Below are 22,670 nucleotides of genomic sequence, written 5' to 3' on the forward strand. Positions count from 1 at the left end.
TATTTATTTTGCATATTTAGATATATTTAATAAGATCCCGACACTACACAGGATTAGGACTAAAGATGATCCACCATAACTTATAAAAGGCAGTGTTATCCCTGTAACTGGAAAGGAGCCCGTGACAACCCCAATATTGATAATTACCTGTACTGCAATCATCCCTATAATTCCAGTAGCTAAAAATGTCCCAAATAAATCTGGAGCAACTATAGCAGTTCTCATTCCTCTCCATATCAATAGTATGAATAAGAAGATTACTAAAGCGCCTCCAATAAACCCTAATTCTTCAGCTAAAATTGAAAATATGAAATCTGTTTGTGGCTCGGGTAGATAGAAAAACTTTTGTCTTGACCTACCTAGACCTAGCCCCATAAGTCCTCCTGGACCAATTGCATACAGTGATTGAATGATATGATAACCAGTATTTAACGGATCACCCCATGGATCTAAAAACGAAGTTAAACGTTTCACTCTATATGGAGCAATGAAAACTAAAGCAATAAAAGCTGGTATTGATAAAGACGCAATAAACAATATGTGTTTGATTCTAGCGCCTGCAGTAAAAATAATAATCATACCAGTTAAAAATAACACGCTACCTGTTCCTAAATCTGGCTGTAACATGATTATTCCGAACGTACCGATACAAATAAGCAACGGTGGCATAAAACCACTTCTAAAATCCGCTATTTTATCTTGGTTTTTTGACAGCCAGTATGCCAAGTATATTATTACACCTAATTTAGCAAACTCTGCTGGTTGTAAAGACATAAATCCTAGGTCAATCCAGCTTCTAGCTCCGTTTCGTACAGTGCCGATTCCAGGAACTAAAACTAAGAATAAAAAGAAGTAGCAGCCGAATAGTATTTTTCCAGCATAATCTCTCCACTTCCAATAATCAAAATTCATAATTGCAAACATAGCTATAAGACCAATGATAGCCCAGATAACTTGCCTTTTAGCATAATAGAAACTATCACCAAAACTAGCTAATGACATAACTGCACTTGAACTATAAACAGCGATTACTCCAATACCTAATAACCCCAAAGTAACTATGATTATTAAATAGTCAGGAGTAGACTTGTGCTTATCCATAATAGATCCTCCTATTATATAAATAAAACATCCTTGTCTATAGTTCATTCGATGTTTGGTTAAAATATTCCATTCCTATATAAAAAACTTAAATTAATTGTCCAAGACGTACTGTTTAAACATATTCCCACGCACCTCAAAGGAAGGAAACATATCCCAGCTAGCACAGGCTGGTGATAATACTACTGTATCAAGAGGCTCTGCTAGAATCTTTGCCTCTTTTACAGCTTCTTCTAGATTATTAACATTAATGCATTTATTGATACCTGCTTTTTGTCCTGTTGAAATCATTTTTTTGGCTGTTTCCCCATAAACTATTAAAGTTTTTACTTTAGTACGAAATGCTTCTATTATTTCTTCAAATTCATTGCCTCTATCTAGTCCACCTGCAATTAAAATAATAGGTTTATTAAAAGATTGTAATGCTCGAATTGTTGCTTGTTGATTCGTAGCTTTTGAATCATTGTAATAAGTTACGTTATCGATTGTTCCTACTAATTCAAGTCTATGCTCTACACCTTTAAAGCTCATTAAAGTCTCACGAATAACGTCAGACTTAACTCCTTTTAATAGTGATATGGCTGATGCAAACAAGGCATTTTCCAAATTATGTTCACCAGGAATAGCCAGTTCATAGATACTACAAACTGGTTCCTTTTTAAGCTCGGTTCTATAGACAATTTCGTCATTATCTATTACGACTCCAAGCTGTTTTGGATTTATTCTACTACACCATATAATTTCCGATTTTATAGAGTCTAGGAATTTGCAGAAGATTGATTGATCTGCATTTAAAACTAAATGATCTTCCTTTGTTTGATTTTTAAATATCATGCTTTTTGCACTTATATAATCTTCCATTGTCCCATGATAATCTAAGTGAGTCTCATACATATTTATAATAGCTGCTATATTAGGCCTAAAATTAATGGTTCCTTGCAATTGAAAGCTACTTAACTCTAGTACCGTAGGGTAACGATTAAATTGTTGATATTCCTCTAAAACAATTTTTGATAAAGGTATGCCAATATTGCCACCTATAAATGGATTTAAGCCATCGTTTTTTAATATTTCACCCGTTAATGCCGTCGTTGTAGTTTTACCGTTACTACCAGTAATTCCAATAAAGTTGCCATCAACTAATGAATACGCTAGCTCGATTTCTGTAATCATTGGAATCTGTAATCTTGCTGCTTCTTTTAACGGTGAAACAGAGTAAGGAATGCCAGGATTTTTGACAACATAATCTATGTTCTCAGTTACAATATCTGGTGGATGATGTCCTAAAACGACTTTAATATTTAAATCTTTCAAAGTCTTTAATTGCTCCTGGTCTACGACATCAGCCGCTTTCATATCATTGACAGTAACGTTAGCTCCAGTAGCATGTAACAACTTTGCAGCTGCTACACCGCTCTTTCCAAGACCGAGTACTAATATGTTTTTACCTTTATAGAATTCTTTATCCAATAGTTGCACCCCATTATAACTTGAATTGAATTACTAGTCCCAATAAGGCTGTTATCAAAGTAAATGACCAGAAAACAATAACTACCTTCCACTCTGACCAGCCACTTAACTCAAAATGGTGATGTATAGGACTCATTTTGAAAATTCGAATCTTTTTCCACTTGAAAAATATAACCTGAATTATAACTGAAAGCGCCTCTATGACAAAAATCGCACCTACTATCACTAGCAATAACTCTGTTTTTGTTAATATAGCAATACCAACTAATGCTCCGCCTAACGCTAATGATCCTGTATCGCCCATAAAAACTTTTGCAGGATGTGCATTATAAAGCAAAAATCCAAGACAAGCTCCGACCACAGATGCAGAGAAGATTGCCACGTCAAATTGGCTCATATATATAGCTATAAGTGCATACACAGTAAAAACAATACTACTTACCCCAGCTAATAATCCATCTAAACCGTCAGTTAAATTAACAGCGTTTGTCGTTCCTATCATAATGAAGACTACAAACGGTAAGTAAATCCATCCTAATTCAAACCCTATAGTAGTACCTGGTAAATAAATAGCTGTGTCATGATTAGTTTGAATTAAAAACCAATAAAAAATAGTAGCTAGTAAGATTTGAGCTACTAACTTTTGTTTTGCAGTTAGCCCTAAATTTCGCTTCATTACAACTTTAATATAATCATCAGTAAAGCCTATTAACCCATACCCTATTGTGACTAATGCTAATAGGAATAACGTTATTGTATTATTAGCAAATTGGAGTGCTGTTATTGACAACGCTATTATTATCATAACACCGCCCATGGTAGGCGTGCCCGCTTTTTGCAAATGCTTTTGTGGACCATCAACCCTGATACTTTGACCAAATTTAAGACGTTGTAATATTGGGATTAATAGAGGACCTAAGATGGCTGAAATTACTGTTGAAACGATTACTGCAATTAATACAATTTGATAATCCATTATTAATCCCCTTTCACATTGCTACTCCCATTTATGTTTATAAACCTTTCGAGTTTCATTGACCTAGAGCCCTTAACAAGTAATACGCATCCACGATTCAATTCATGGAATATCTTTGATTGTAGTTGTTGTTCTTTACCATTTTCATAAAAAGAAGATATTAACGTACTACTGTTACTATTGTCATTGTCATTGTCATTGTCATTGTCATTGTCATTTACCATTATATAGTGTTTAGCATTATTACCATATGCAATTAATTCATCGATATTTTCCTGTAATAGAAAATCACCAATTTCCTTATGATAATCTGGAGCCATTTCCCCAAGCTCCATCATATCGCCTAATAATGCAACTTTTTTTAAAGGTTCTTTCAGATTAGCTAAATATTCTATTGCTGCTTTCATGGAGGTCGGACTAGCATTATAAGCATCGTTAATTATATATGAATTTCTATATTTAATAATTTCCATTCTCATAGAAGTGATCTTTGCTTGACTTAAGCCAGCCTGAATGTCTGTGTGCACAATTTCAGCCATATGACCAATAGAGACTGCCACTAGTGCATTATATACATTATGTTTTCCCTGGGTATTTATTGTGAACTCATATCGCTTACTATTTATAATATCAACTACCTCGAAAACTGTATTTGACAATACATTATCAGTAGCGTTTAATAATTTAGCTGAAAAATCAACTTCGTGAGATTCAATACCATATTTTATGATTTGTAGAGTGCTTTTACTGACTATGTCTTCAGTCTTTTTTCTTATAATAGCATCGTCCCAATTAACAATAGCATACCCATTATTCATAGCATAAAAAAGTTCAAACTTAGCTTTTCCTATGTTATCTTTAGTTCCAAAGTTTTCTATATGGCTTTCGCCTATATTCGTAATAACACCATAATCTGGGTTAACTATTCTTGTTAATAAGTCAATTTCTCCATAATGGTTCATACCAAGTTCTATAACAGCATATTCGTCATCATCTTCAATACTTAAGATTGTTATAGGAACACCTATATGGTTGTTTAGATTACCTTTCGTAACCCTTACTTTATATTTCTGTCTAAGTACGCTAGCTACCAAGTCCTTTGTGCTTGTTTTGCCATTACTCCCAGTAATCGCTATTATTTTTGCTGTTAAAGTTTTTCTATATTGTTTAGCTAAATATTGCAAATACTCAAGTGTGTCTCTTACAAGGATATAGATTCCTGGTATATCAGGAACGGCAATTGATTCTTCCCAAAAAGAAATATTACTACCTTGTTCAAAAGCTACATTGCGGAATTTATGACCATTAAATTTGTCTCCAATTAAAGGAATGAATAATTGACCCTCTTGAATCTCCCTTGTGTCTGTTGAGATTCCACTAATCACAATACTTTTATAGTCTAGTTTGGTGGAACCAGCTATTTTATCTGGAAATTTAACTATTATCTTGTCATCTTTAATTCCTAGCATTTCTATAAGTTCATGTAGGGTCCGCTTCATCATTGCTCACCTACCTATCTTTTTTTCTTACCGCTTCTATAGCTTTCAAACGATCATCATAATCATATTTCTGTGTGCCTATTATCTGATATGTTTCATGGCCCTTACCTGCTATTAGGATTACATCGTCTTTTTCAGCAATATTAACGGCATGCTCTATTGCACTAGTTCGATCATCAATACGTATATAGGATGCATCTGGTGCATCTTTAAAAGCAACCATAATATTATCAATTATACTTTTTACATCTTCAGTTCGCGGGTTGTCTGAGGTTATTATCGAGATGTCAGAATATTTCTTTGATACATTGCCCATAAGTGGTCTTTTTGATTTATCTCGATCGCCACCACATCCAAATACAGTAATTATCCTCTTAGCAGAAAATCCTTTTATAGTTTTTAATACATTTTCTAAACTATCGGCAGTATGCGCATAATCAACGATAATTGTGAAATCCTGACCGACATCCACTTTCTCAAACCTGCCTGGAACACCTGGAACAGCTTCTAAGCTATCTTTTATCAACGTCAAAGGTACACCCTGTAATAAAGAAATCGCTATTGCAGCTAATGCGTTGTATACACTGAATTCTCCAGACATTTTTAAGGAAATATCTGTACTTCCCAAAGGAGTATCTACAGTGAACTTAGCTCCTTCAGGTCTATTGACAATGTTGTACGCTTTGATATCAGCATCATTTTTAATCCCATAGGTAAATCCTTGCATGATTGCTGCTGCAGCAAAATAGCTATATTCTGGGTCATCAGCATTTAATACCGTGTACTTTTGCTCATAATCTCCATAGGCATTACCCAAACGACTAAATAATTTTGCTTTAGCTTGCTTGTATTCATCTAAAGAACTATGAAAATCCAAATGATCCTGTGTAAAATTCGTAAAGACTGCTATATCGAAATCACATCCTGCCACACGGTGCAATTCCAGTGCATGTGAAGAAACTTCTATAACAGCAACCTCTACCTCTTTTTCTACCATCATATGAAAGTTTTCTTGTAAGCTAATAGGCTCCGGTGTTGTATTTGCAACTGGATACTTTTCTTCTCCAATTCTCATTTCGATGGTGCCAATAACCCCAGTTTTTTTTCCATAATCCTTAAATATTTTTTCTACTAAATAAGTAGTAGTAGTTTTGCCATTTGTTCCTGTTATTCCAATTAGTTTTAAGCTTCTTGTTGGATGGCTATAAAATTTATCAGCAATTATTGGTAACGCCTTTTGGATACTAGGAACTATTATTTGAGGTGTATCAATTTGTAGCCTTCGCTCAGCGATTAAAGCTACAGCACCGTTTTTAACTGCGTCTAAGGCATAATCATGCCCATCTACAGTATGACCTGGCACACAGGCAAATAAACTGCCCCTTTGTACTTTTCTAGAATCTGAAGTTAATGACTTTATTTGCACTTGCTCTATTTGATCAGAATTAATTATATCTTTATGTAACAGCGGACTTATTAAATCCATTAGCTTCATACTTTATACACCTCCAAAAATATACGTTAATGCCTATTTTAAACTTGTTGTTTGTAGATGTCTATAAAGGAATATCTGTTACTCATTTAGATAAACACGAATGGTTGTGTTCTCGGGTAACCTTTGACCATGTTTTGGAACTTGACTAACTATTTTTGAACCTTCACCAATCACTTCAAGCTGAAAATGTCTCAATGTTCTTCTTACATCTTTGATTTCTTCTCCAACTAAATTCGGAACATCAAAATAGCGTATATCATCATATCTATAGTCCATTTCAAGTTGCTCTGTTCTTTTTTCTACACCTAAATGTTTTAAAGCATCCCCCATAATGCCTTTGACAATAGGTGCCGTTACCACTCCACCAAATTGGATTCCCTGTGGGTTATCCACAGCAACATATATGACAAGCTCTGGTTGGTCTGCTGGTGCAAACCCTATAAATGAAACAATATGATTATTCTTTAGATATCTTCCATCCGGACCCACTTTTTGTGCAGTTCCTGTTTTTCCTCCCACTCTATAACCATCTATATATGCGTTTCTACCTGTACCGTTCGCAACTACACCCTCTAAGGTTAGTCTGACTAACTCCGATGTCTCAGAGCTTATCACCTGATTACCAGTAGCATGTTCATTTTTATGAACATATAACTTAGTAACAGGATCTCTCCAGCCTTTTACAATATGCGGTTGTATTTGATAGCCTCCATTAACGATAGAAGAGACTGCTGCGACCTGTTGAATTGGAGTAACTGAAACCCCTTGACCAAATGAAGTAGTAGCTAATTCTAGTGGACCAATCTGTCCTGGTTTGAACATTAGTCCTGATGCTTCTCCAGGTAGGTCTATGTTCGTCTTCTTCCCAAACCCAAATCTATGGATATAAGAAAATAACAACTCAGATCCAAGACGTTGACCTAATGTTACAAAACCAGGGTTACAAGAATTTTCTACAACCTCTGCAAAAGTTTGCTCACCATGGCCTCCATGTTTCCAGCAACGAATTCTATGATTTGCTACCATAATATATCCAGGGTCAAAAAACGTTTCATTTAAATTTACCTTGCCTTCCTCCAAAGCGGCAGCAAGGGTAACAATTTTGAATGTAGATCCAGGTTCAAAGGTTTTCCAAATAGCTAGATTCCTGTTGTATATTTCCTGTGGATAGCTTTGATAATCTTCAGGATAATATGTAGGTCTGTTTGCCATTCCTAATATTTCTCCAGTATTAGGATTCATTGCAATAGCTAGGATGCTCTCCGGTTGATATGTTTGAACTGCTTTGTCTAATTCACGCTCTATTATTTTTTGTATAGTTAAATCAATTGTTAATACTAAATCCAGACCATGTATAGGCTCAGTATATGTATCCTTCTCATTTGGAATTTCTCTACCTTTAGCATCTGAAAAAAAAGATATACTTCCACGTTTTCCTTTTAAGTTTTCATCATATACCAACTCTATACCAGTAAGCCCTTGATTATCGATTCCTGTAAAACCTAATATGTGAGACGCTAAATTTCCATATGGGTAATATCGTTTGCTTTCCTCTGTTATTACTATACCTGGAAGCCTCAAGCGCATTATCTGATTAGCTACTTGATCATCAATCTTTCTTCCACCTGGTGCTAAATAAACCATTAACGTTCTTTTAGTAATTAAACTATACACCTTTTCCTCATCCATATTTATTAATGGTGCAAGTTTTTGGGCAGTAAGTTCTGGGTCTTTTATTTGTGCTGGAATGGCTATAACAGTCGGTGCACTAACATTATAAGCAATTTCATTTTCTGCTCTATCAAGAATCTTACCTCTTTTTGCTTCTACGGGTATATCTCGACGCCATAGATCCTCTGCCCTTTCTGTAAGCCAATGGGTTTTAAACAATTGTATATAACCAAGGCGAAAAATTAATCCTAAAAAAATAAATATGACCACTAGTAAGACAATATAAGTTCTCTTTCTAACAGTCATATGTGTTACTCTCATGAAATTACCCCCTAGACAAAACTCTTGCTTTTAAAACAAGTTATTCATCTAGGGACTGGTTTAGAACAGGCTTAGAGTATGAGCTAAATAATATATGAATCGGTTCACTATTGTCATACATTTGACCCGCTTCTTGAGATTGATTTATTACATAACCATTACCTTCTACTAGAAAGTCCATTTCTAATAAGAATAGCAATTCAAACACTTCACTTTTAGACATTCCATGAAAGTCTGGAACTAAGTTAGCAGCAGGGTTTATATTCCCATCTGAACCACCAGTTAGCAAGTAAAGTGTTGTACCTTCAGGCACTTGTTCACCTGCTGGTACACTTTGATTTACTATATAATTTCCATTTCCAATTAATTTAACATTCAAAGACTTTTTATCAATTTGATTTAGTGTTTCAGCAACATATTTACCTTTATATAATTCTACATCAACTAAGTTTCTATTTATTGCTTGTTCTCTGTTTTCTGTTGCCTTTATTCCTAAATAATGTAGCGAATCCTGCATAATCTCTTTGAAGATAGGGGCCGTAACAGTACTACCATAACTATCTGTGGCATTAGGTTCATCTACAGCAACGTATATGATTAATCTAGGATTTTCAACAGGAGCAAAGCCTATAAATGACACTATATGCTTATTATCAATGTATCTACCATCAGGACCTACTTTTTGGGCCGTGCCTGTTTTTCCAGCGATTCGGTAGCCTTCAATTCGTGCACGCTGACCAGATCCATTTGACACTACTGATTCCATTGCTTCTTTCATTATTTCAGCTGTATTTTTTGATATTACCGTGTCAACTATTGTAGGTTGATGTTGTTTTATTACTATTTCTTTATCTCCTTCCTTCCTGGAGACTTCTTTGATTATTGTTGGCTTTAATAAGTTGCCACCGTTAGCAATTGCCGAAACTGCTTGTATTTGCTGTAAAGGGGTTACGGCAATTCCCTGCCCAAAGGATGTAGTTGCGACTTCGATTGGGTATAGTCTTCGATTGGAAAATATGTTACCCTTCATTTCATTAGGCAGCTCTATGCCTGTCTGACTGCCAAACCCAAACCTATTAATATAATCAAATAGACGTTCTTGTCCTAGTTCGTTTAGTCCCATCTTAACAAAGGCCACATTACTAGAGCGTTCAAAAGCTTCTAGAATTGATATTTCTCCAAAGCCGATACGATTCCAAGTACGAATTGTGCCCCCTGGCACATTAATGTAACCGTTATCGACTACTCTGTCATCTAAACTAACTAAGTTTTCTTCGATAGCGGCTGCAAGTGTAATTATTTTAAAAGTCGAACCTGGCTCAAACTGACTAATCGCTAAATTCTGATATATTTTTTTGCTATCTTCCATTGTAATATAGTTCAAGTTATAATGAGGCCGATTAGCTAAAGCTAATATTTCACCTGTTTGTGGGTCAGCTACAATAGCTGTAACGTTTTTAGGGTTATATATTTCAATGGCATTGTCTAAAGCCCGCTCGACAAAATGCTGAATATTCTGATCTATCGTGAGTACTATATCACTACCGTTTTGTGCAGGTTCATAGCTTTTTACTCCAGCTGGTATTTCTCTACGTCTACCATCAGTTATGTACGAAATTTTACCTGTTTGGCCTTTAAGTTCATTCTGATACAATAATTCAATACCAGTTACTCCATCCTCTTGCGCATTATTAAACCCAATAATATGGGATGCAAAAGCGGAGTTTGGATAAAAGCGAACAGTTTCATCAATTGATGATATACCTACAAGCTCTAATTCCTGTACTTTATTCAATAGCTCTTCTGAAATCTTCCTTCCACCTGGCCCAAGCTCTACCTGATATGCATCACGTGTTATTAGTTCATATACCCGTTGTTCTGACATGTTAATTACAGGAGCTAGTTTTCTTGCTGTATTTACATGGTCTTCGATTAACCTAGGATGGGCTATAATCGTATATGCTTTAGCATTGTAAGCTAGGCGCGCTTTATTTCTATCTAAAATCATTCCTCTTTCTGGGGACAATACGCTATTTTTATTCCAAACAAAAGCAGCTTGCTCAACTAGCCAGTCTGCTTTAACTATTTGTATATAACTAATTCTACTAATAACCGCTATAACAAGTACGGCCATTACAAATGATATTGCAATGGCACGTCTCTTTAATTTCTTTCTAATTTTATCATTAATTGATGTTTCCACCATAATAAGATTCCACCTCTGCAACCCTAACTCGTTGAACTATTTTTACATTTTCTGGTGATGCAGTTGACATTCCTATATCATTAACTGCAATCTCATATATGCGTTCTGGTGATGATAGCTCAGCAATTTTCATTTCCAATTGTGTATTAACTTCTTTAAATGTTGCAATTTGTTGTTGAAGCTCCTGTTTTTGATAATTCAACTCAGAAGCAGTAACATATTTTGACACTAATACTCCAGAAGCTGCTACAGCAAGAGCTACTAAACAAAGTACTATTAATTTATCGAGTGTTTGTAGACCTACCTTACTCTGCAATCCTACTCTATGTGTTGCTGATGAGTCAAGATAAACATTTTTCCTGTGGATTGAATTACTCTGTATAGTATATGCCATATATTTACTGCCTCCCGAATTATAATTTCTCTAAAACTCGTAGTTTTGCTGACCTAGCACGTGGATTATCTTCAATCTCTCTATCAGTTGGCTCAATTGCCTTTTTTGTGATTAACTTGAATTCCTCCTTAAGTTCACAAACGCATTTTGGAAATCCTGGAGGACATGTACAGCTTACCATTTTGCTCTGAAACTTCTTCTTTACTATACGGTCTTCTAGTGAGTGGAAGGTTATAATCGCCATTCTTCCTCCTGCACTTAGTATCTCTATTCCTTTTTCTAACACTTCTTCTAGGGCGCCTAGTTCATCATTAACTGCTATTCTCAGTGCTTGAAAGCTTCGTTTAGCTGGGTGAGGCCCTTTGCGTCTTGCAGGTGCTGGAATGGAATCTTTTATTATTTGAGCTAACTCACCTGTAGTTTCAATTGGTTTTTGTTGTCTGTTTTGAATAATTTGTTTTGCTATGCGTCTTGAAAATTTTTCTTCTCCATATTTTATTAGAATTAACGCTAATTCTTTTTCATCCCATTCGTTAACTATGTTATATGCAGTAAGGCTTTGTGTTCTATCCATTCGCATATCGAGTGGTGTGTCATAGTTGTAACTAAAACCTCTCTCTGCTTCATCTAGCTGCGGAGATGAAACTCCTAAATCTAATAGAATCCCGTCTACCTCAGCTATCCCTAAATCTCTGATAATTTTATCTAAATATCTGAAATTAGTTTTAACAATGTGAGTATTTAGCTTATATGGCTCTAATACCAAGTGGCCATTGTCAATTGCCCAATCGTCTTGATCCAAGCAAATAAGTGTACCTTCACCATGAAGGCGCTCAGCAATCCGTAAGCTGTGTCCAGCACCACCTAGAGTGCCATCAACATATACCTTGCCTTGTCTTACGTTTAATCCCTCTAGTGCTTCCTCTGCTAAAACAGAGATATGCTCAAAGGCCATAATAGTCTCTCCTATCGTATATAAAGCTTTAAAATCTCTATAATTCAAAGTCCACAATCGTTTCTGCTATATCTTCAAAGGTAGAGTCTGCAGTTTGGTAATAATTATTCCACTTATCTTTACTCCATATTTCTACCCTAGATGATACTCCAATAATCACACACTCTTTATCTATTTCAGCAAAGTCTCGCAAGTTGTTAGGTAATAAAACCCTCCCCTGTTTATCAGCCTCTGCCTCAATTGCTCCTGAAAGTAGAAATCGTGTAAATGCACGTACATCCTTTTTTGTGAAAGGCAAAGCTTTTAGTTTTTGTTCTAATAGCTCCCACTCTGACATTGGATATACAAATAGGCAGTTTTCTAATCCGCGGGTAATTATAAACGTTTTCCCTAAACCGTCTCGAAGTTTAGCTGGAATAATTATGCGGCCTTTAACATCAATCGAATGTTGATATTCACCCATAAACACGTTTACGATCCCCTCCTCGCGGATATATTCACCCACTTTCCACCACTTTACACCACTTCACTATAATTGTTCTCCACAAATAAAAAAAATCCTGCTATTTTTAGCAGGATTTTTAGCTTTTTTTTAAAAAAGGGTCTAAATAACTATTCTATTTCCAACTATCTAGGTATTTTGCTTGTTCATCGGTTAGTTTATCAATCGATACACCTAGGGCATCAAGCTTATAACTAGCTACTTGTTTATCTAATTCATAAGGAACCTCTAAAACTAGATTACCTAGCTCTTTATACTTGTCGTTAATGTACTTGATACTCATTGCTTGTAAAGCAAAAGTCATGTCCATAATTTCAGCAGGATGACCATTACCAGCCGCAAGGTTTACTAGACGTCCTTCAGCAAGCAAATATAGCTTTCTACCATCTTTTAGCAGATATTCTTCTATGTCTTTTCGAACGCGGCGTTTACTGATCGACATCTCTTCTAATTCTGGTTTGTTTATTTCGATATCAAAGTGTCCAGCATTACACATGATGGCTCCATTCTTCATGTTTTTGTAATGTTGTCCTCTAATCACATTAATATTACCTGTAACTGTTACAAAATAATCACCAACTGCAGCTGCATCATCCATTGTCATAACTTGGAATCCGTCCATTATGGCTTCAGTAGCTTTTATTGCGTCTATTTCTGTAACTATTACATTTGCCCCTAAGCCTTTAGCTCTCATGGCAACACCTTTACCACACCATCCATAACCAATAACTACAACTGTCTTGCCAGCTACAACTAAATTGGTAGTATGATTAACACCATCCCAAACTGATTGTCCAGTTCCATATCGATTATCAAAAAGATATTTGCAGAAAGCATCATTAACAGCTACCATAGGGAATTGAAGCTCCCCTGACTTTTCCATGGACTTTAAGCGTACAATTCCTGTTGTTGTCTCTTCAGCACCACCACGTATCTTAGGTAATAAATCTCTACGTTCAGTATGCAGAATCGAAACCAAATCGCCACCATCATCAATAATTAAATCAGGGCCAAAATCCAAAGCTTTCACCATTAAGTTGTGGTAAAGCTCGGGCTCTGGATTGTACATAGAATATACATGAATCCCATCCTCAACTAGGGCTGCACATACATCATCTTGAGTAGATAAAGGATTACTACCAGTGATAGCAACCTCTGCTCCACCAGCTTGTACTACCTTAGCAAGATATGCTGTTTTCGCTTCTAAGTGTAGCGAAATAGCTACCTTTAAACCTGCAAACGGCTTTTCCTGTTCAAATTTTTCCCGAATTCTATTTAATACTGGCATATTTTCCTTAACCCAGTCTATTTTTAAATGGCCTTCAGGTGCTAACTTAATATCTTTAATTACGCTCATTTCTATTCCTCCTCCAATATCATTGACAAAATGTATTATACATAATAATTGCATAACAGTAAAATGCAATTTCTAAGTAACTATGTTCTTTAGTTTCTATCTATATATGTACTAGATAATGTTTTCCATCCATTGTGTGGCAATTATCATTAATAATATCTTCAATAAAACCTATTCCAACACAATTAATAATCTGATAAATGTTCAAAATACGTTCCTGCAATACTCCGTTTGGTATCAGTTCTCTTTCAATCCATCGTATATCTTCTAATGTATTCTTAATTTTCAAATCATGCTGTTTTTGTAAAATATGTTTAAATTCATTTATTTCGTTTTTTATTTTGTGCCAACTTATTTCTGCATGATGTTTAATACTTTTGATTTGAGCATGCTCACTTGTAATTAATTTTATATGCTCGAAATACGTTTTATAGATATCATCTTCTAAATTTGTAATTTTCGACTCTAGCTCATAATGGCCCTGCTTTATAGGGTCTACCCTTTGTGTTAATTTGAATTTTTTTATAGTTTCTTCTATATCTATATCGTTTTTATGTATTTTATATTGAGTCTTTGGAGTTAAATAAGTATATGAATTCCGCAGTACAATAATAGGCATTTTATAATTGAATATTTTAAAAAGAGGTTTAGTTTGCCCCCAATACATAATCTCTGATGGTCCACCTATATATATCAACGGTTGAAACATATATTCCTGCAATAAAGGTCTAAGTAAAACGTTTGTGCTTAAGATATTTGGTTCATTTGTAGCTATATCTATTATTTCACTTTCAGTACATAGCTTATCTACTTTATCTATTAAGAACTTATCCTTATTTTTATAAAGGACACGCCTCTTACTGTATTTATCTATAAATAAGCCTGTATTATTTAGATTTAAATTTACCTGAGGTGTAACTCCTATGTTTGCAACTTTTTGATAACCCTTATTAAATCCAGCAAGAATAGTAGCTGCTTCTTTTATAGTTTTAATAAAAAAGCTAGTTTGGAGTTTTCTATATTCTTTATCATGAGCATCATACAATACTAAGCCAAATTGTGAGAACATATTATATAGTAACGCAGCAAACGAAATTGATAAAGAAGTGTCCTTGTATGCTTGTCCAATCTTATTTATTATGTCTTTTTTAAACTCAGAATCTGGCATGATATTACTAAAACTTGATAATAATTCTGAAATTTGTGATGTAGTTAAGCTTATATCTGCTATAGATTTCTGTGGTTTTACCTGCCATTTTATGGACAGTTTATTTAGTTGTATGCAGGAGTTAATTTTTATATAATCCACTTCAGAAATATCATGGTCATCACTTGCAATCCAAAAAATCGGGATAGCTTTTATGTTATACATCTGCTCAAGTTCTTTGACCGTTTTCAGTAAACAGATTATCTTATTTATAGTGTATATAGGACCTGTAAAAAGTCCAGCCTGTTGCCCTGTCACTATCGTGTGCATGCCTTTACTAAAACCATTAATATTTTTTTGCACTATAGGATTGACTCCAGTTTCTTTATTAATGCTTGAAAGATTCTCATGATAGCGTTGTAAATGTAGTGCTATTTTAGCGCGTGAAGCGATATCTATGTCCTGGTTATGATATCTATCAATCTCTGTTGACCTTTGCCATAGACTGTTTTTATCAACAGTCGTACTATCAAAGAGATTAACAATTTCCTTGTTTTTCTGCAAAAAACTATTTATAAATGGGTTTTCGTTTTGCTGTTCTATTTTATGTAAATCCATATAAATAGACCCCTTAACTTAAAGTACGTGCTCTAATCTACATACTATCGAATATATATAAAAAATACAATGGGAGCTAAAAATAGCTCCCATTTGAGTTGACAATATATCTAAGTCTAAATTATTTCTGTATCTTACGCGGAATGTAATTGCATGATGGCTCTTGATCAAGAAAATCTCCTGTTACTGCAAATGCCCTTGCTCGACAACCTTCGCAGACATTTTTGTAATCACATATGCCGCATTTACCCTTAAGGTTAGCATTATCTCTTAACTGCGTAAAGATGTCTGAGCCTTCCCAAATTTCCTGCATTGTTTGTTTCGTTGCGTCTCCTGCCTGTACAGGAAGATATCCACAAGGCTGTACTCGACCTTTGTGAGATAAGAAACAAACACCAGTACCAGCTAAACAGCCTTTAGTCATTGCTGCCATACCATGTGTTTTAGGTGTAATTTCAATACCCTCTTCTTTAGCTTTTTGTCGCATAATACGGAAATAATGTGGTGCACAGGTAGCTTTTAATTCTATTGGTACTTCTTTAGATTTTTGATAGAACCACTCTAAGACCTTTTCATATTCATCTGAAGGCAGCATCGCATTATCAGATATTTCTACTCCACACCCAACAGGAACTAACATAAATGTATGAAGTGCAATTGCACCTTCACGTATTGTTAAGTCCATAATCTCTTCCACTTCATGGACATTATGTTTAGTAATTGTTGTATTAAACTGGACCTCAACACCTATTTCGCGGAGATTTCTTGCACCTTGTAATGCTTCATTAAATGAACCAGGAATCCCTCTAAATCCATCATGGGTTTCTGGGTTAGCACCATCAAAGCTGATAGATACACGTTGCACACCAACATCTTTAATCTTTTGTGCTATTTCTTTTGTTATCATCGTTCCATTTGATGCCATTGCTATGCGCAAACCTTTATCTGTTCCATATTGTGCAATCTCAAAAAAGTCTGGTCTATATAAAGGCTCCCCGCCCGTTAAGATTACGATTGGGTTAGAAAACTTAACTAGTTCATCAATAATTCTAAAACATTCTTCAGTAGATAATTCCTGTGTGTTACGCTCTGGTTGGGCAGTTGCTCTACAATGGATGCATTTAAGGTTGCACCCTTCTGTTAACTCCCAAAATATTAATCTTAGTTTATGACCTATATTTTTCATGTAATCATTAACATCGCCATGGGCCATTTGATTCATGTGCTTTCTAATTTCATGAATAGACATTTCTGTATGTGGATGAGACACCTGAATACCTCCTTTAAGCTTTTACGGTTAAGCCGATTTCCTCGTCAGTCAAGTAACATGCTGGATCACTTTCCCAGAAATCTCCGTGAATTGCGTCTGCACGAGCACGGAAATTACCGTTACACATGTTCAACCACTTACACTGCGCACAGCGGCCCTTTAATAGAGGTTTACGGTCTTTTAATCCTTTTAGGATAGGATGTTCAGCATTTGTCCATATTTCACTGAATTTTTGCTCTCTAATATTTCCAAATGTATAACCTTGAGTAAACTGGTCTGGATGTACATTCCCTAAGTTATCTACATTACCAAAAGCAATACCTGAACGGTTACCACCATTTGTTTTAATTAAGTTATATATTTGCTCTGCTTTCTCTGGATACTTTTCTTTAGCACGTAAGTATAAATAGATAGCATCTGCATGATTATCAACTGTAAGTATTTCCTTCTCAATACCACGATTAAAGAAATCTATTGTGCGATCCATAATAATATCTAATGCATGACGGCTTTCCTCATGTGTTAAATCATCTTGGACCATTTCATTACCACGACCTGAGTAAACTAAGTGGTAGAAGCAAGCACGTGGAATATCTTCTTTTTCTAAAAAGTCAAAAATTTCATTTAACTGCTTGTAGTTTTGCTTATTAATGGTAAAACGAAGACCTACTTTTTGTCCAACTTCAATACAGTTTTTCACACCCTGTAAAGACTTCTCGAATGCACCTTCCATACCACGGAACTTATCATGAACTTCACCAATACCATCAAAGCTAATACCTACATACCCTACACCAATTTGTTTCATTCTTTTTGCTACATCTTTATCAATTAGAATACCATTTGTAGAGTATGTCACTCTGATATTTTTACTAGCCGCATATTCTGCTAGCTCAAATGTGTCTGGACGTACTAATGGCTCACCGCCTGAAAATAATAATACTGGTACTTTGAAATCAGCTAAGTCGTCAATGAAAACCTTTGCTTCGTCTGTAGTAAGTTCACCTTCGTATTTTTTATTTTCTGAAGCTGCATAACAATGAACACAACTTAAATTACAAGTTTTTGTTGATGTCCAAACTACAACAGGACCATGCCCAGCTATTGCTCCATCTTTTTGCCCATGAGAACCTTTAGCATATCTTAAACTGTCACCAAAATTCTCATTTTCACATAGTAATCGTGAAATACCAATCATTTACCAATACCTCCTGTGTATATCTATTGCATTTAGAATTTAAAGCTATTGTAACATATAAAAAAGTTGCTACATCTAAATGTTTGTGGCAGAATTGTGACTGTTTTGTAGCAACATTTTTACAACATATGCTTTTCTATATAGAAAAACGTATTATACCTAAGATAAATAATAGTAAATAACAAACTGCTAAAGCTATAAACCATAATCTAAATGAGCCCTTTAGCGCTTTATTTATATCAATATTACCTTTAACATTCCACTGTAGACCAACAATAGCAATAATAAAAATAATTAATAGTAATATTGGAATAAATATTCCAGTGTTAAAGTTTGCTATTTCTTTAAACATTACGGTTACTGATAAAAACAAACAAAACGTAGTCACAGTAATTGCAGTTGAAGAAGCCTTTTTTTTGTCTTTATGTAACCATTTAATTAAGAAATAGACTACAGCAAACGCTAAAAACGGTAAAGAAATAAAAAAAGTTAGAAAACTAATAATAAATTCCATAAATTATCCCTCTTAACAGTTATTCTAATATAGCTTTACAAGTAATTAAGAACATAAAATATTCATAAATACATTATACTCATTAAAAATTCTAATTCCTAGTAATATATTGTATATATTTACGATATTTACGATTTTTTAAAAATGGATAATTAAAACAGTATCATTAATTGCAGGAAAATAATATATCGTTGAAGAATATACTTAAGTAATAACAAAAAATTATAAAGGGTGATGATATGGAGGAAAAAGTTATTCAACTGCAGATTAATTATAAGACCTTGGAAGAGTTTGAAAAATTCAGAGAATACGGACAAGAAGAACTTTACATGCGTGAGGAACTCGAAGAGAATATAGTTGAAAATCAAAACAACTCACCTTTTTATGGTATGTACATCGGGGATAAACTTGTAGCAAGAATGAGTTTATATAAAATCGATAAAAAATATGATAGATACTTTAATCCCCCTCAAGATTATTATGAGCTATGTAAGCTTGAAGTTTTACCTGATTATCAAAAAAAGGGTTTAGGAAAAAAACTGATAAGATTCGCTCAAAGCTTAGGATGTCCGATAAAAGTTAATGTAAGATGTGGGGCAAACTCATATTTTCAGAATTTAGGGTTTGAACCTGCAAAATACAATCCAGTTAGAGATCGAGCTGAGAATCCTTATATTTGGGAGCCATAAAAATATCATAAAAAAATAGAGACGTTTGCATTTAGCACGCCTCTATTTTTTTATACCCTTTCTAAGTTGCCGTTCATATCCATTCTAAACTTTGGCTTTTCTTCTTTATCTTCATTTAATACAGTTAATTTCCTTGCGCGATCCATAATTTGTATTAGAGCCTTATAGTCTTCAGATACACAATCAAAATGATTCTTTTCTTTCTTAAGCTCCGCACATTCATTTGTTAAACGCTTAACCTCTGACTCATATTCAGATAATCTTCTTTCAAGGTATTGATTTCTTCTTTTCAATTCACCATAATCATTTTTCATTTGCTTCAAGTATTTAATTGCTTCTTCAAATTGAGAGCCTTTAACTTGAACTGACTCTCTATCAACCTGCGTATGTTCATAGTCTACTTTTCTTTCATCTTTGCTTTTCTTACCTTTTTTCATTGCCTGCCTTTGTGCTTTAGCTATTTCAATAGCTGCTTCATACCTTCTTCTTACTACGCTATTCCAACGAAAACCACAGGCAGCAGCAGTTCTTGATAGTTTTTCCCCTACTTCTTCAAAAGCATTAAGCTGTGTACTCCCGTCCCTAATATGACGAAGTATTACTTCAGCTAATAATAAATCATCTTCTTCAGTCCATGCATCTTGTCTATTAACTGTCATTGATTACCCCTCCGTATACGAAGTTATACTTTTAAATATATGAAAGAAATGATTTAGTAGAATATAAGCCAGTTATTATCTATCATGACCAAAAATATAAATTTTTAAACAAAAAAACACTCTGAAAAATGAGTGTTCTAAAAATTTATTATTTGAATTTGCTATAGTAGGTATTTAATACAAATGTACATTTACCTCGCTATCTTTAGTTATTCCTTCAACTGATTCAGAAATTATTATATAGCCATCAGCCTTAACTAAGCTACTAAAGACTCCTGCTTTACTTAATAATGGTTCGGCAATGATTTTATCACCATCAGTGCTACACCTAACCCTTATTATATCGGTTCTGCCTGTTTGCGAATCGATATTTTGTTTAACATATGCTCTAATTGTAGGCTCGAAAGCTGGTGGTTTTGCACCTTGCATACTAGCAATAATCGGACTTATAACATGCTGCATTACGACTAAAGCTGAGACTGGATGTCCAGGTAGGCCTATAACAAGTTTATTCTTTGATGTAGCAATTATTGTTGGTTTACCTGGTTTGATAGCAATCCCGTGAACTAACAATTGAGCTTCTGGTAACGTTTGAATAATATCGCTTGTGACGTCTTTTGCCCCTACTGAACTTCCACCAGAAATAATAACCACATCATATTCTAGATATAACTCATGTACCCTATCATGTAAAAGTTTATAGTCATCAATGCATATACCAACGTAATCAGCAAGATAGTTATTCTTCCTTAAAAAAGCTGTTACAGAATATCCATTTGTATCTCTAACCTGCCCCTGCTTTAATACCTTGGTGTTTGGATCTACTAATTCATCTCCCGTTGATAAAACAGCCACTGTAATAGATTCAATGATATTTACTAAAGTGATGCCCATAGCAGCTAAAATCCCTATATCCTGTGCTCTTAGTTTATGGCCTTTAGTAAATATAACTTGCTCCTGTTGTATATCCTCACCAGCTTTAATTACGTTTTCACCAGGTGATACTGCTTTGTAGATACTCAACATAGAATCAATATTTTCAGTATATTCTTGCATTACAACTGCGTCACTACCAGGGGGTAGCATGCCTCCAGTAGCAATTTTTTGGGCTTTGCCAAAATCTAACGGTTCCTTAGCTTCTTTTCCCATAAGTATTTCATTTGTAACCTCTAGAAAGCTTGGCATATTCTCTGAAGACCCAAATGTATCCTCCGCCTTAACTGCATATCCATCAACAGTAGAACGTGCAAAGCTTGGCATATCTTCAATTGAAATTATATCTTCCGCTAAAACAGCACCTAAAGCATTTTCTATTTTCACTGCTCTTGATTTATTTTTCTGTTTAATTATTGCCTTACATTCATTTACAACCTGACTAACAGGTTTTATACAAAACATTTTATTTCTCCTTTCAAAGAAGATGATTTTAAACCATTCATGTTTGTCCAATTACATTCATATAATCAAAAATAAATATTTTTTTAGACTAAAATTCTTAGTAAATGGATATTACTAGAATTTAGTACTATTATTTTTAAAAGGTGGGAGCATAAATTGAGTTACTCAATTAAAAAAAATGCACGTTTACTACATATTACAATAGCGGTTAGTTTAATACTTTCCTGCTTTGTAACTGTATCTTTTTTCACATATAAAACTTATGCTAATAACGTAGATGCCTTTGTAGAGAATGAATTAGCATTTAGTCCAATCAATATTAACACAATAGTATCATCTGCTACTTTAACAAATGATACTATAATAATTATATCTAATCCAGTTAGCCAGTTTGATCATAGTAATATGGATTTGCCAACTACTTATGACTCGTATATAGAAGAGGCTGCAAATAGGTATAATGTTAGTGTTGAACTAATTAAGTCAGTAATTAAGCATGAATCAAACTTTAATCCAAATGCAGTTTCTAGGGTTGGTGCTGAAGGTCTTATGCAGCTAATGCCGAATACAGCAAATGGACTTGGAGTGCAAAACTCCTTCGACCCTAAGGAAAACATAAATGGTGGAACAAGATATCTTAGGTACATGTTAGACCGATACGATGGAGACATAGTGCTCGCCCTTGCAGCATATAATGCTGGCCCAGGAAACGTAGATAAGTTTTCAGGTGTACCACCATTTCGTGAAACTGAGAATTATATAGACAAGGTTTTATCTACATATCATCAACTAAACTCAAGATACGTAAATCTCACTTACTAGTAAGTGAGGTTTTTTTATTTTAACATTTTTTTTTGTTAATCATATACTAATGTAATAAAAGTACTAAAGATTTCGAGGTGATACTTTTGCCTAATTGGTTATTGCTACAGCTAAGAAAAGCTTTTTACCAAAGAGATAAGTATCAAATAAAGATGTTAAACAAATGTTGGTTCCGCTATAAGTAGACGTCAAATCCTTGGTCCTCAACAACTTCTTTGATTTTATCGAGATTAACTACATTTTTGTTAAAGGTTATTTCAACTGTTTTGTTAGATAAATTTACTACTGCTGAATTAACACCTTCTAAAGACGTTAATGCAGACTCAATAGACATTTTGCAGTGACCACAGCTCATACCTTCGACCTTTATCGTGTTTGTATCCATACTATAACCTCCAACATAATAAA

The 22,670-nt window shown here is 34.4% G+C and carries 21 protein-coding genes; 3 read left to right on the forward strand and 18 right to left on the reverse strand.

Annotation, left to right across the window (positions count from 1 at the left end; translation table 11 throughout):
- Nucleotides 1-3: 3 nt before the first annotated feature.
- The 15 genes from spoVE to BHF68_RS12560 form a co-directional block, all read right to left on the reverse strand.
- On the reverse strand, nt 4-1,101 hold the full coding sequence (spoVE, locus tag BHF68_RS12490; RefSeq protein WP_069643994.1) for a stage V sporulation protein E: 1,098 nt from the start codon (nt 1,099-1,101) through the stop codon (nt 4-6).
- 93 nt (nt 1,102-1,194) lie between these two features.
- Nucleotides 1,195-2,571, reverse strand: a complete 1,377-nt coding sequence (murD, locus tag BHF68_RS12495) for a UDP-N-acetylmuramoyl-L-alanine--D-glutamate ligase (protein ID WP_069643995.1) — start codon at nt 2,569-2,571, stop codon at nt 1,195-1,197.
- Between the two features lie 13 nt (nt 2,572-2,584).
- Nucleotides 2,585-3,547 carry a phospho-N-acetylmuramoyl-pentapeptide-transferase gene (gene mraY, locus BHF68_RS12500; RefSeq protein WP_069643996.1) on the reverse strand — a complete coding sequence of 321 codons (963 nt, stop codon included), beginning with the start codon at nt 3,545-3,547 and terminating at the stop codon, nt 2,585-2,587.
- A gap of 2 nt (nt 3,548-3,549) precedes the next feature.
- Nucleotides 3,550-5,049, reverse strand: coding sequence for a UDP-N-acetylmuramoyl-tripeptide--D-alanyl-D-alanine ligase (locus tag BHF68_RS12505; RefSeq protein ID WP_084019428.1), 1,500 nt, complete (start codon nt 5,047-5,049; stop codon nt 3,550-3,552).
- A gap of 7 nt (nt 5,050-5,056) precedes the next feature.
- Nucleotides 5,057-6,541, reverse strand: a complete 1,485-nt coding sequence (locus BHF68_RS12510) for a UDP-N-acetylmuramoyl-L-alanyl-D-glutamate--2,6-diaminopimelate ligase (RefSeq protein WP_069643997.1) — start codon at nt 6,539-6,541, stop codon at nt 5,057-5,059.
- Nucleotides 6,542-6,619: 78 nt separating this feature from the next.
- Entirely contained in the window at nt 6,620-8,533 is a 1,914-nt protein-coding gene (locus tag BHF68_RS12515; protein WP_069643998.1) for a stage V sporulation protein D, read from the reverse strand.
- 40 nt (nt 8,534-8,573) lie between these two features.
- Entirely contained in the window at nt 8,574-10,739 is a 2,166-nt protein-coding gene (locus tag BHF68_RS12520; RefSeq protein ID WP_069643999.1) for a penicillin-binding protein, read from the reverse strand.
- Nucleotides 10,720-11,133 carry a cell division protein FtsL gene (gene ftsL / locus BHF68_RS12525; RefSeq protein ID WP_069644000.1) on the reverse strand — a complete coding sequence of 138 codons (414 nt, stop codon included), beginning with the start codon at nt 11,131-11,133 and terminating at the stop codon, nt 10,720-10,722. The genes BHF68_RS12520 and ftsL overlap by 20 nt, the downstream gene beginning before the upstream one ends.
- A 19-nt stretch (nt 11,134-11,152) precedes the next feature.
- Complete coding sequence (gene rsmH / locus BHF68_RS12530; RefSeq protein WP_069644001.1) at nt 11,153-12,088, reverse strand: 16S rRNA (cytosine(1402)-N(4))-methyltransferase RsmH; 936 nt, start codon at nt 12,086-12,088, stop codon at nt 11,153-11,155.
- A gap of 37 nt (nt 12,089-12,125) precedes the next feature.
- Nucleotides 12,126-12,557 carry a division/cell wall cluster transcriptional repressor MraZ gene (gene mraZ / locus BHF68_RS12535; RefSeq protein ID WP_069644002.1) on the reverse strand — a complete coding sequence of 144 codons (432 nt, stop codon included), beginning with the start codon at nt 12,555-12,557 and terminating at the stop codon, nt 12,126-12,128.
- 148 nt (nt 12,558-12,705) lie between these two features.
- Nucleotides 12,706-13,947, reverse strand: coding sequence for an adenosylhomocysteinase (locus BHF68_RS12540; RefSeq protein ID WP_141706286.1), 1,242 nt, complete (start codon nt 13,945-13,947; stop codon nt 12,706-12,708).
- Nucleotides 13,948-14,047: 100 nt separating this feature from the next.
- Nucleotides 14,048-15,712 (reverse strand): bacillithiol biosynthesis cysteine-adding enzyme BshC, encoded by a 1,665-nt coding sequence (gene bshC / locus BHF68_RS12545; protein ID WP_069644004.1) that lies wholly within the window; start codon nt 15,710-15,712, stop codon nt 14,048-14,050.
- Between the two features lie 121 nt (nt 15,713-15,833).
- Nucleotides 15,834-16,934 (reverse strand): heme b synthase, encoded by a 1,101-nt coding sequence (ahbD, locus tag BHF68_RS12550; RefSeq protein WP_218070366.1) that lies wholly within the window; start codon nt 16,932-16,934, stop codon nt 15,834-15,836.
- A gap of 61 nt (nt 16,935-16,995) precedes the next feature.
- Nucleotides 16,996-18,180: a putative heme d1 biosynthesis radical SAM protein NirJ1 gene (gene nirJ1 / locus BHF68_RS12555; RefSeq protein WP_069644005.1), complete on the reverse strand. Its 1,185-nt coding sequence runs from the start codon at nt 18,178-18,180 to the stop codon at nt 16,996-16,998.
- Between the two features lie 136 nt (nt 18,181-18,316).
- Nucleotides 18,317-18,694, reverse strand: a complete 378-nt coding sequence (locus BHF68_RS12560; RefSeq protein ID WP_069644006.1) for a DUF3397 family protein — start codon at nt 18,692-18,694, stop codon at nt 18,317-18,319.
- 239 nt (nt 18,695-18,933) lie between these two features.
- Between BHF68_RS12560 and BHF68_RS12565 the strand changes: the two genes are divergently transcribed.
- Nucleotides 18,934-19,383 carry an N-acetyltransferase gene (locus tag BHF68_RS12565; protein ID WP_069644007.1) on the forward strand — a complete coding sequence of 150 codons (450 nt, stop codon included), beginning with the start codon at nt 18,934-18,936 and terminating at the stop codon, nt 19,381-19,383.
- Nucleotides 19,384-19,433: 50 nt separating this feature from the next.
- Here the strand turns inward: BHF68_RS12565 and BHF68_RS12570 are convergent, their stop codons facing one another.
- Nucleotides 19,434-20,042 carry an RsfA family transcriptional regulator gene (locus tag BHF68_RS12570; RefSeq protein WP_069644008.1) on the reverse strand — a complete coding sequence of 203 codons (609 nt, stop codon included), beginning with the start codon at nt 20,040-20,042 and terminating at the stop codon, nt 19,434-19,436.
- Nucleotides 20,043-20,216: 174 nt separating this feature from the next.
- Nucleotides 20,217-21,440 carry a molybdopterin molybdotransferase MoeA gene (locus BHF68_RS12575; protein WP_069644009.1) on the reverse strand — a complete coding sequence of 408 codons (1,224 nt, stop codon included), beginning with the start codon at nt 21,438-21,440 and terminating at the stop codon, nt 20,217-20,219.
- Nucleotides 21,441-21,596: 156 nt separating this feature from the next.
- Here BHF68_RS12575 and BHF68_RS15585 point away from each other — a divergent pair, with 156 nt between their 5' ends.
- Entirely contained in the window at nt 21,597-22,262 is a 666-nt protein-coding gene (locus BHF68_RS15585) for a lytic transglycosylase domain-containing protein (protein WP_245669681.1), read from the forward strand.
- Between the two features lie 86 nt (nt 22,263-22,348).
- Nucleotides 22,349-22,447, forward strand: coding sequence for a cortex morphogenetic protein CmpA (gene cmpA / locus BHF68_RS15270; protein WP_141706287.1), 99 nt, complete (start codon nt 22,349-22,351; stop codon nt 22,445-22,447).
- Here the strand turns inward: cmpA and copZ are convergent.
- Nucleotides 22,438-22,647 carry a copper chaperone CopZ gene (gene copZ, locus BHF68_RS12585; RefSeq protein WP_069644010.1) on the reverse strand — a complete coding sequence of 70 codons (210 nt, stop codon included), beginning with the start codon at nt 22,645-22,647 and terminating at the stop codon, nt 22,438-22,440. The genes cmpA and copZ overlap by 10 nt on opposite strands.
- Nucleotides 22,648-22,670: the final 23 nt, after the last annotated feature.

Source organism: Desulfuribacillus alkaliarsenatis (assembly GCF_001730225.1).
In the GTDB taxonomy this organism is placed as follows: domain Bacteria; phylum Bacillota; class Bacilli; order Desulfuribacillales; family Desulfuribacillaceae; genus Desulfuribacillus; species Desulfuribacillus alkaliarsenatis.

Excerpts from the sequence above, each read along its gene's own strand:
- copZ (WP_069644010.1), bottom strand. The coding sequence starts at position 22,647 with ATGGATACAAACACGATAAAGGTCGAAGGTATGAGCTGTGGTCACTGC.
- BHF68_RS12565 (WP_069644007.1), top strand. The coding sequence starts at position 18,934 with ATGGAGGAAAAAGTTATTCAACTGCAGATTAATTATAAGACCTTGGAA.
- BHF68_RS12560 (WP_069644006.1), bottom strand. The coding sequence starts at position 18,694 with ATGGAATTTATTATTAGTTTTCTAACTTTTTTTATTTCTTTACCGTTT.
- nirJ1 (WP_069644005.1), bottom strand. The coding sequence starts at position 18,180 with ATGATTGGTATTTCACGATTACTATGTGAAAATGAGAATTTTGGTGAC.
- BHF68_RS12540 (WP_141706286.1), bottom strand. The coding sequence starts at position 13,947 with ATGAGCGTAATTAAAGATATTAAGTTAGCACCTGAAGGCCATTTAAAA.
- BHF68_RS12575 (WP_069644009.1), bottom strand. The coding sequence starts at position 21,440 with ATGTTTTGTATAAAACCTGTTAGTCAGGTTGTAAATGAATGTAAGGCA.
- BHF68_RS12570 (WP_069644008.1), bottom strand. The coding sequence starts at position 20,042 with ATGACAGTTAATAGACAAGATGCATGGACTGAAGAAGATGATTTATTA.
- BHF68_RS12505 (WP_084019428.1), bottom strand. The coding sequence starts at position 5,049 with ATGATGAAGCGGACCCTACATGAACTTATAGAAATGCTAGGAATTAAA.
- spoVE (WP_069643994.1), bottom strand. The coding sequence starts at position 1,101 with ATGGATAAGCACAAGTCTACTCCTGACTATTTAATAATCATAGTTACT.
- ahbD (WP_218070366.1), bottom strand. The coding sequence starts at position 16,934 with ATGAATCAAATGGCCCATGGCGATGTTAATGATTACATGAAAAATATA.
- mraY (WP_069643996.1), bottom strand. The coding sequence starts at position 3,547 with ATGGATTATCAAATTGTATTAATTGCAGTAATCGTTTCAACAGTAATT.
- rsmH (WP_069644001.1), bottom strand. The coding sequence starts at position 12,088 with ATGGCCTTTGAGCATATCTCTGTTTTAGCAGAGGAAGCACTAGAGGGA.
- BHF68_RS12510 (WP_069643997.1), bottom strand. The coding sequence starts at position 6,541 with ATGAAGCTAATGGATTTAATAAGTCCGCTGTTACATAAAGATATAATT.
- ftsL (WP_069644000.1), bottom strand. The coding sequence starts at position 11,133 with ATGGCATATACTATACAGAGTAATTCAATCCACAGGAAAAATGTTTAT.
- BHF68_RS12520 (WP_069643999.1), bottom strand. The coding sequence starts at position 10,739 with ATGGTGGAAACATCAATTAATGATAAAATTAGAAAGAAATTAAAGAGA.
- BHF68_RS12515 (WP_069643998.1), bottom strand. The coding sequence starts at position 8,533 with ATGAGAGTAACACATATGACTGTTAGAAAGAGAACTTATATTGTCTTA.
- bshC (WP_069644004.1), bottom strand. The coding sequence starts at position 15,712 with ATGGATTTACATAAAATAGAACAGCAAAACGAAAACCCATTTATAAAT.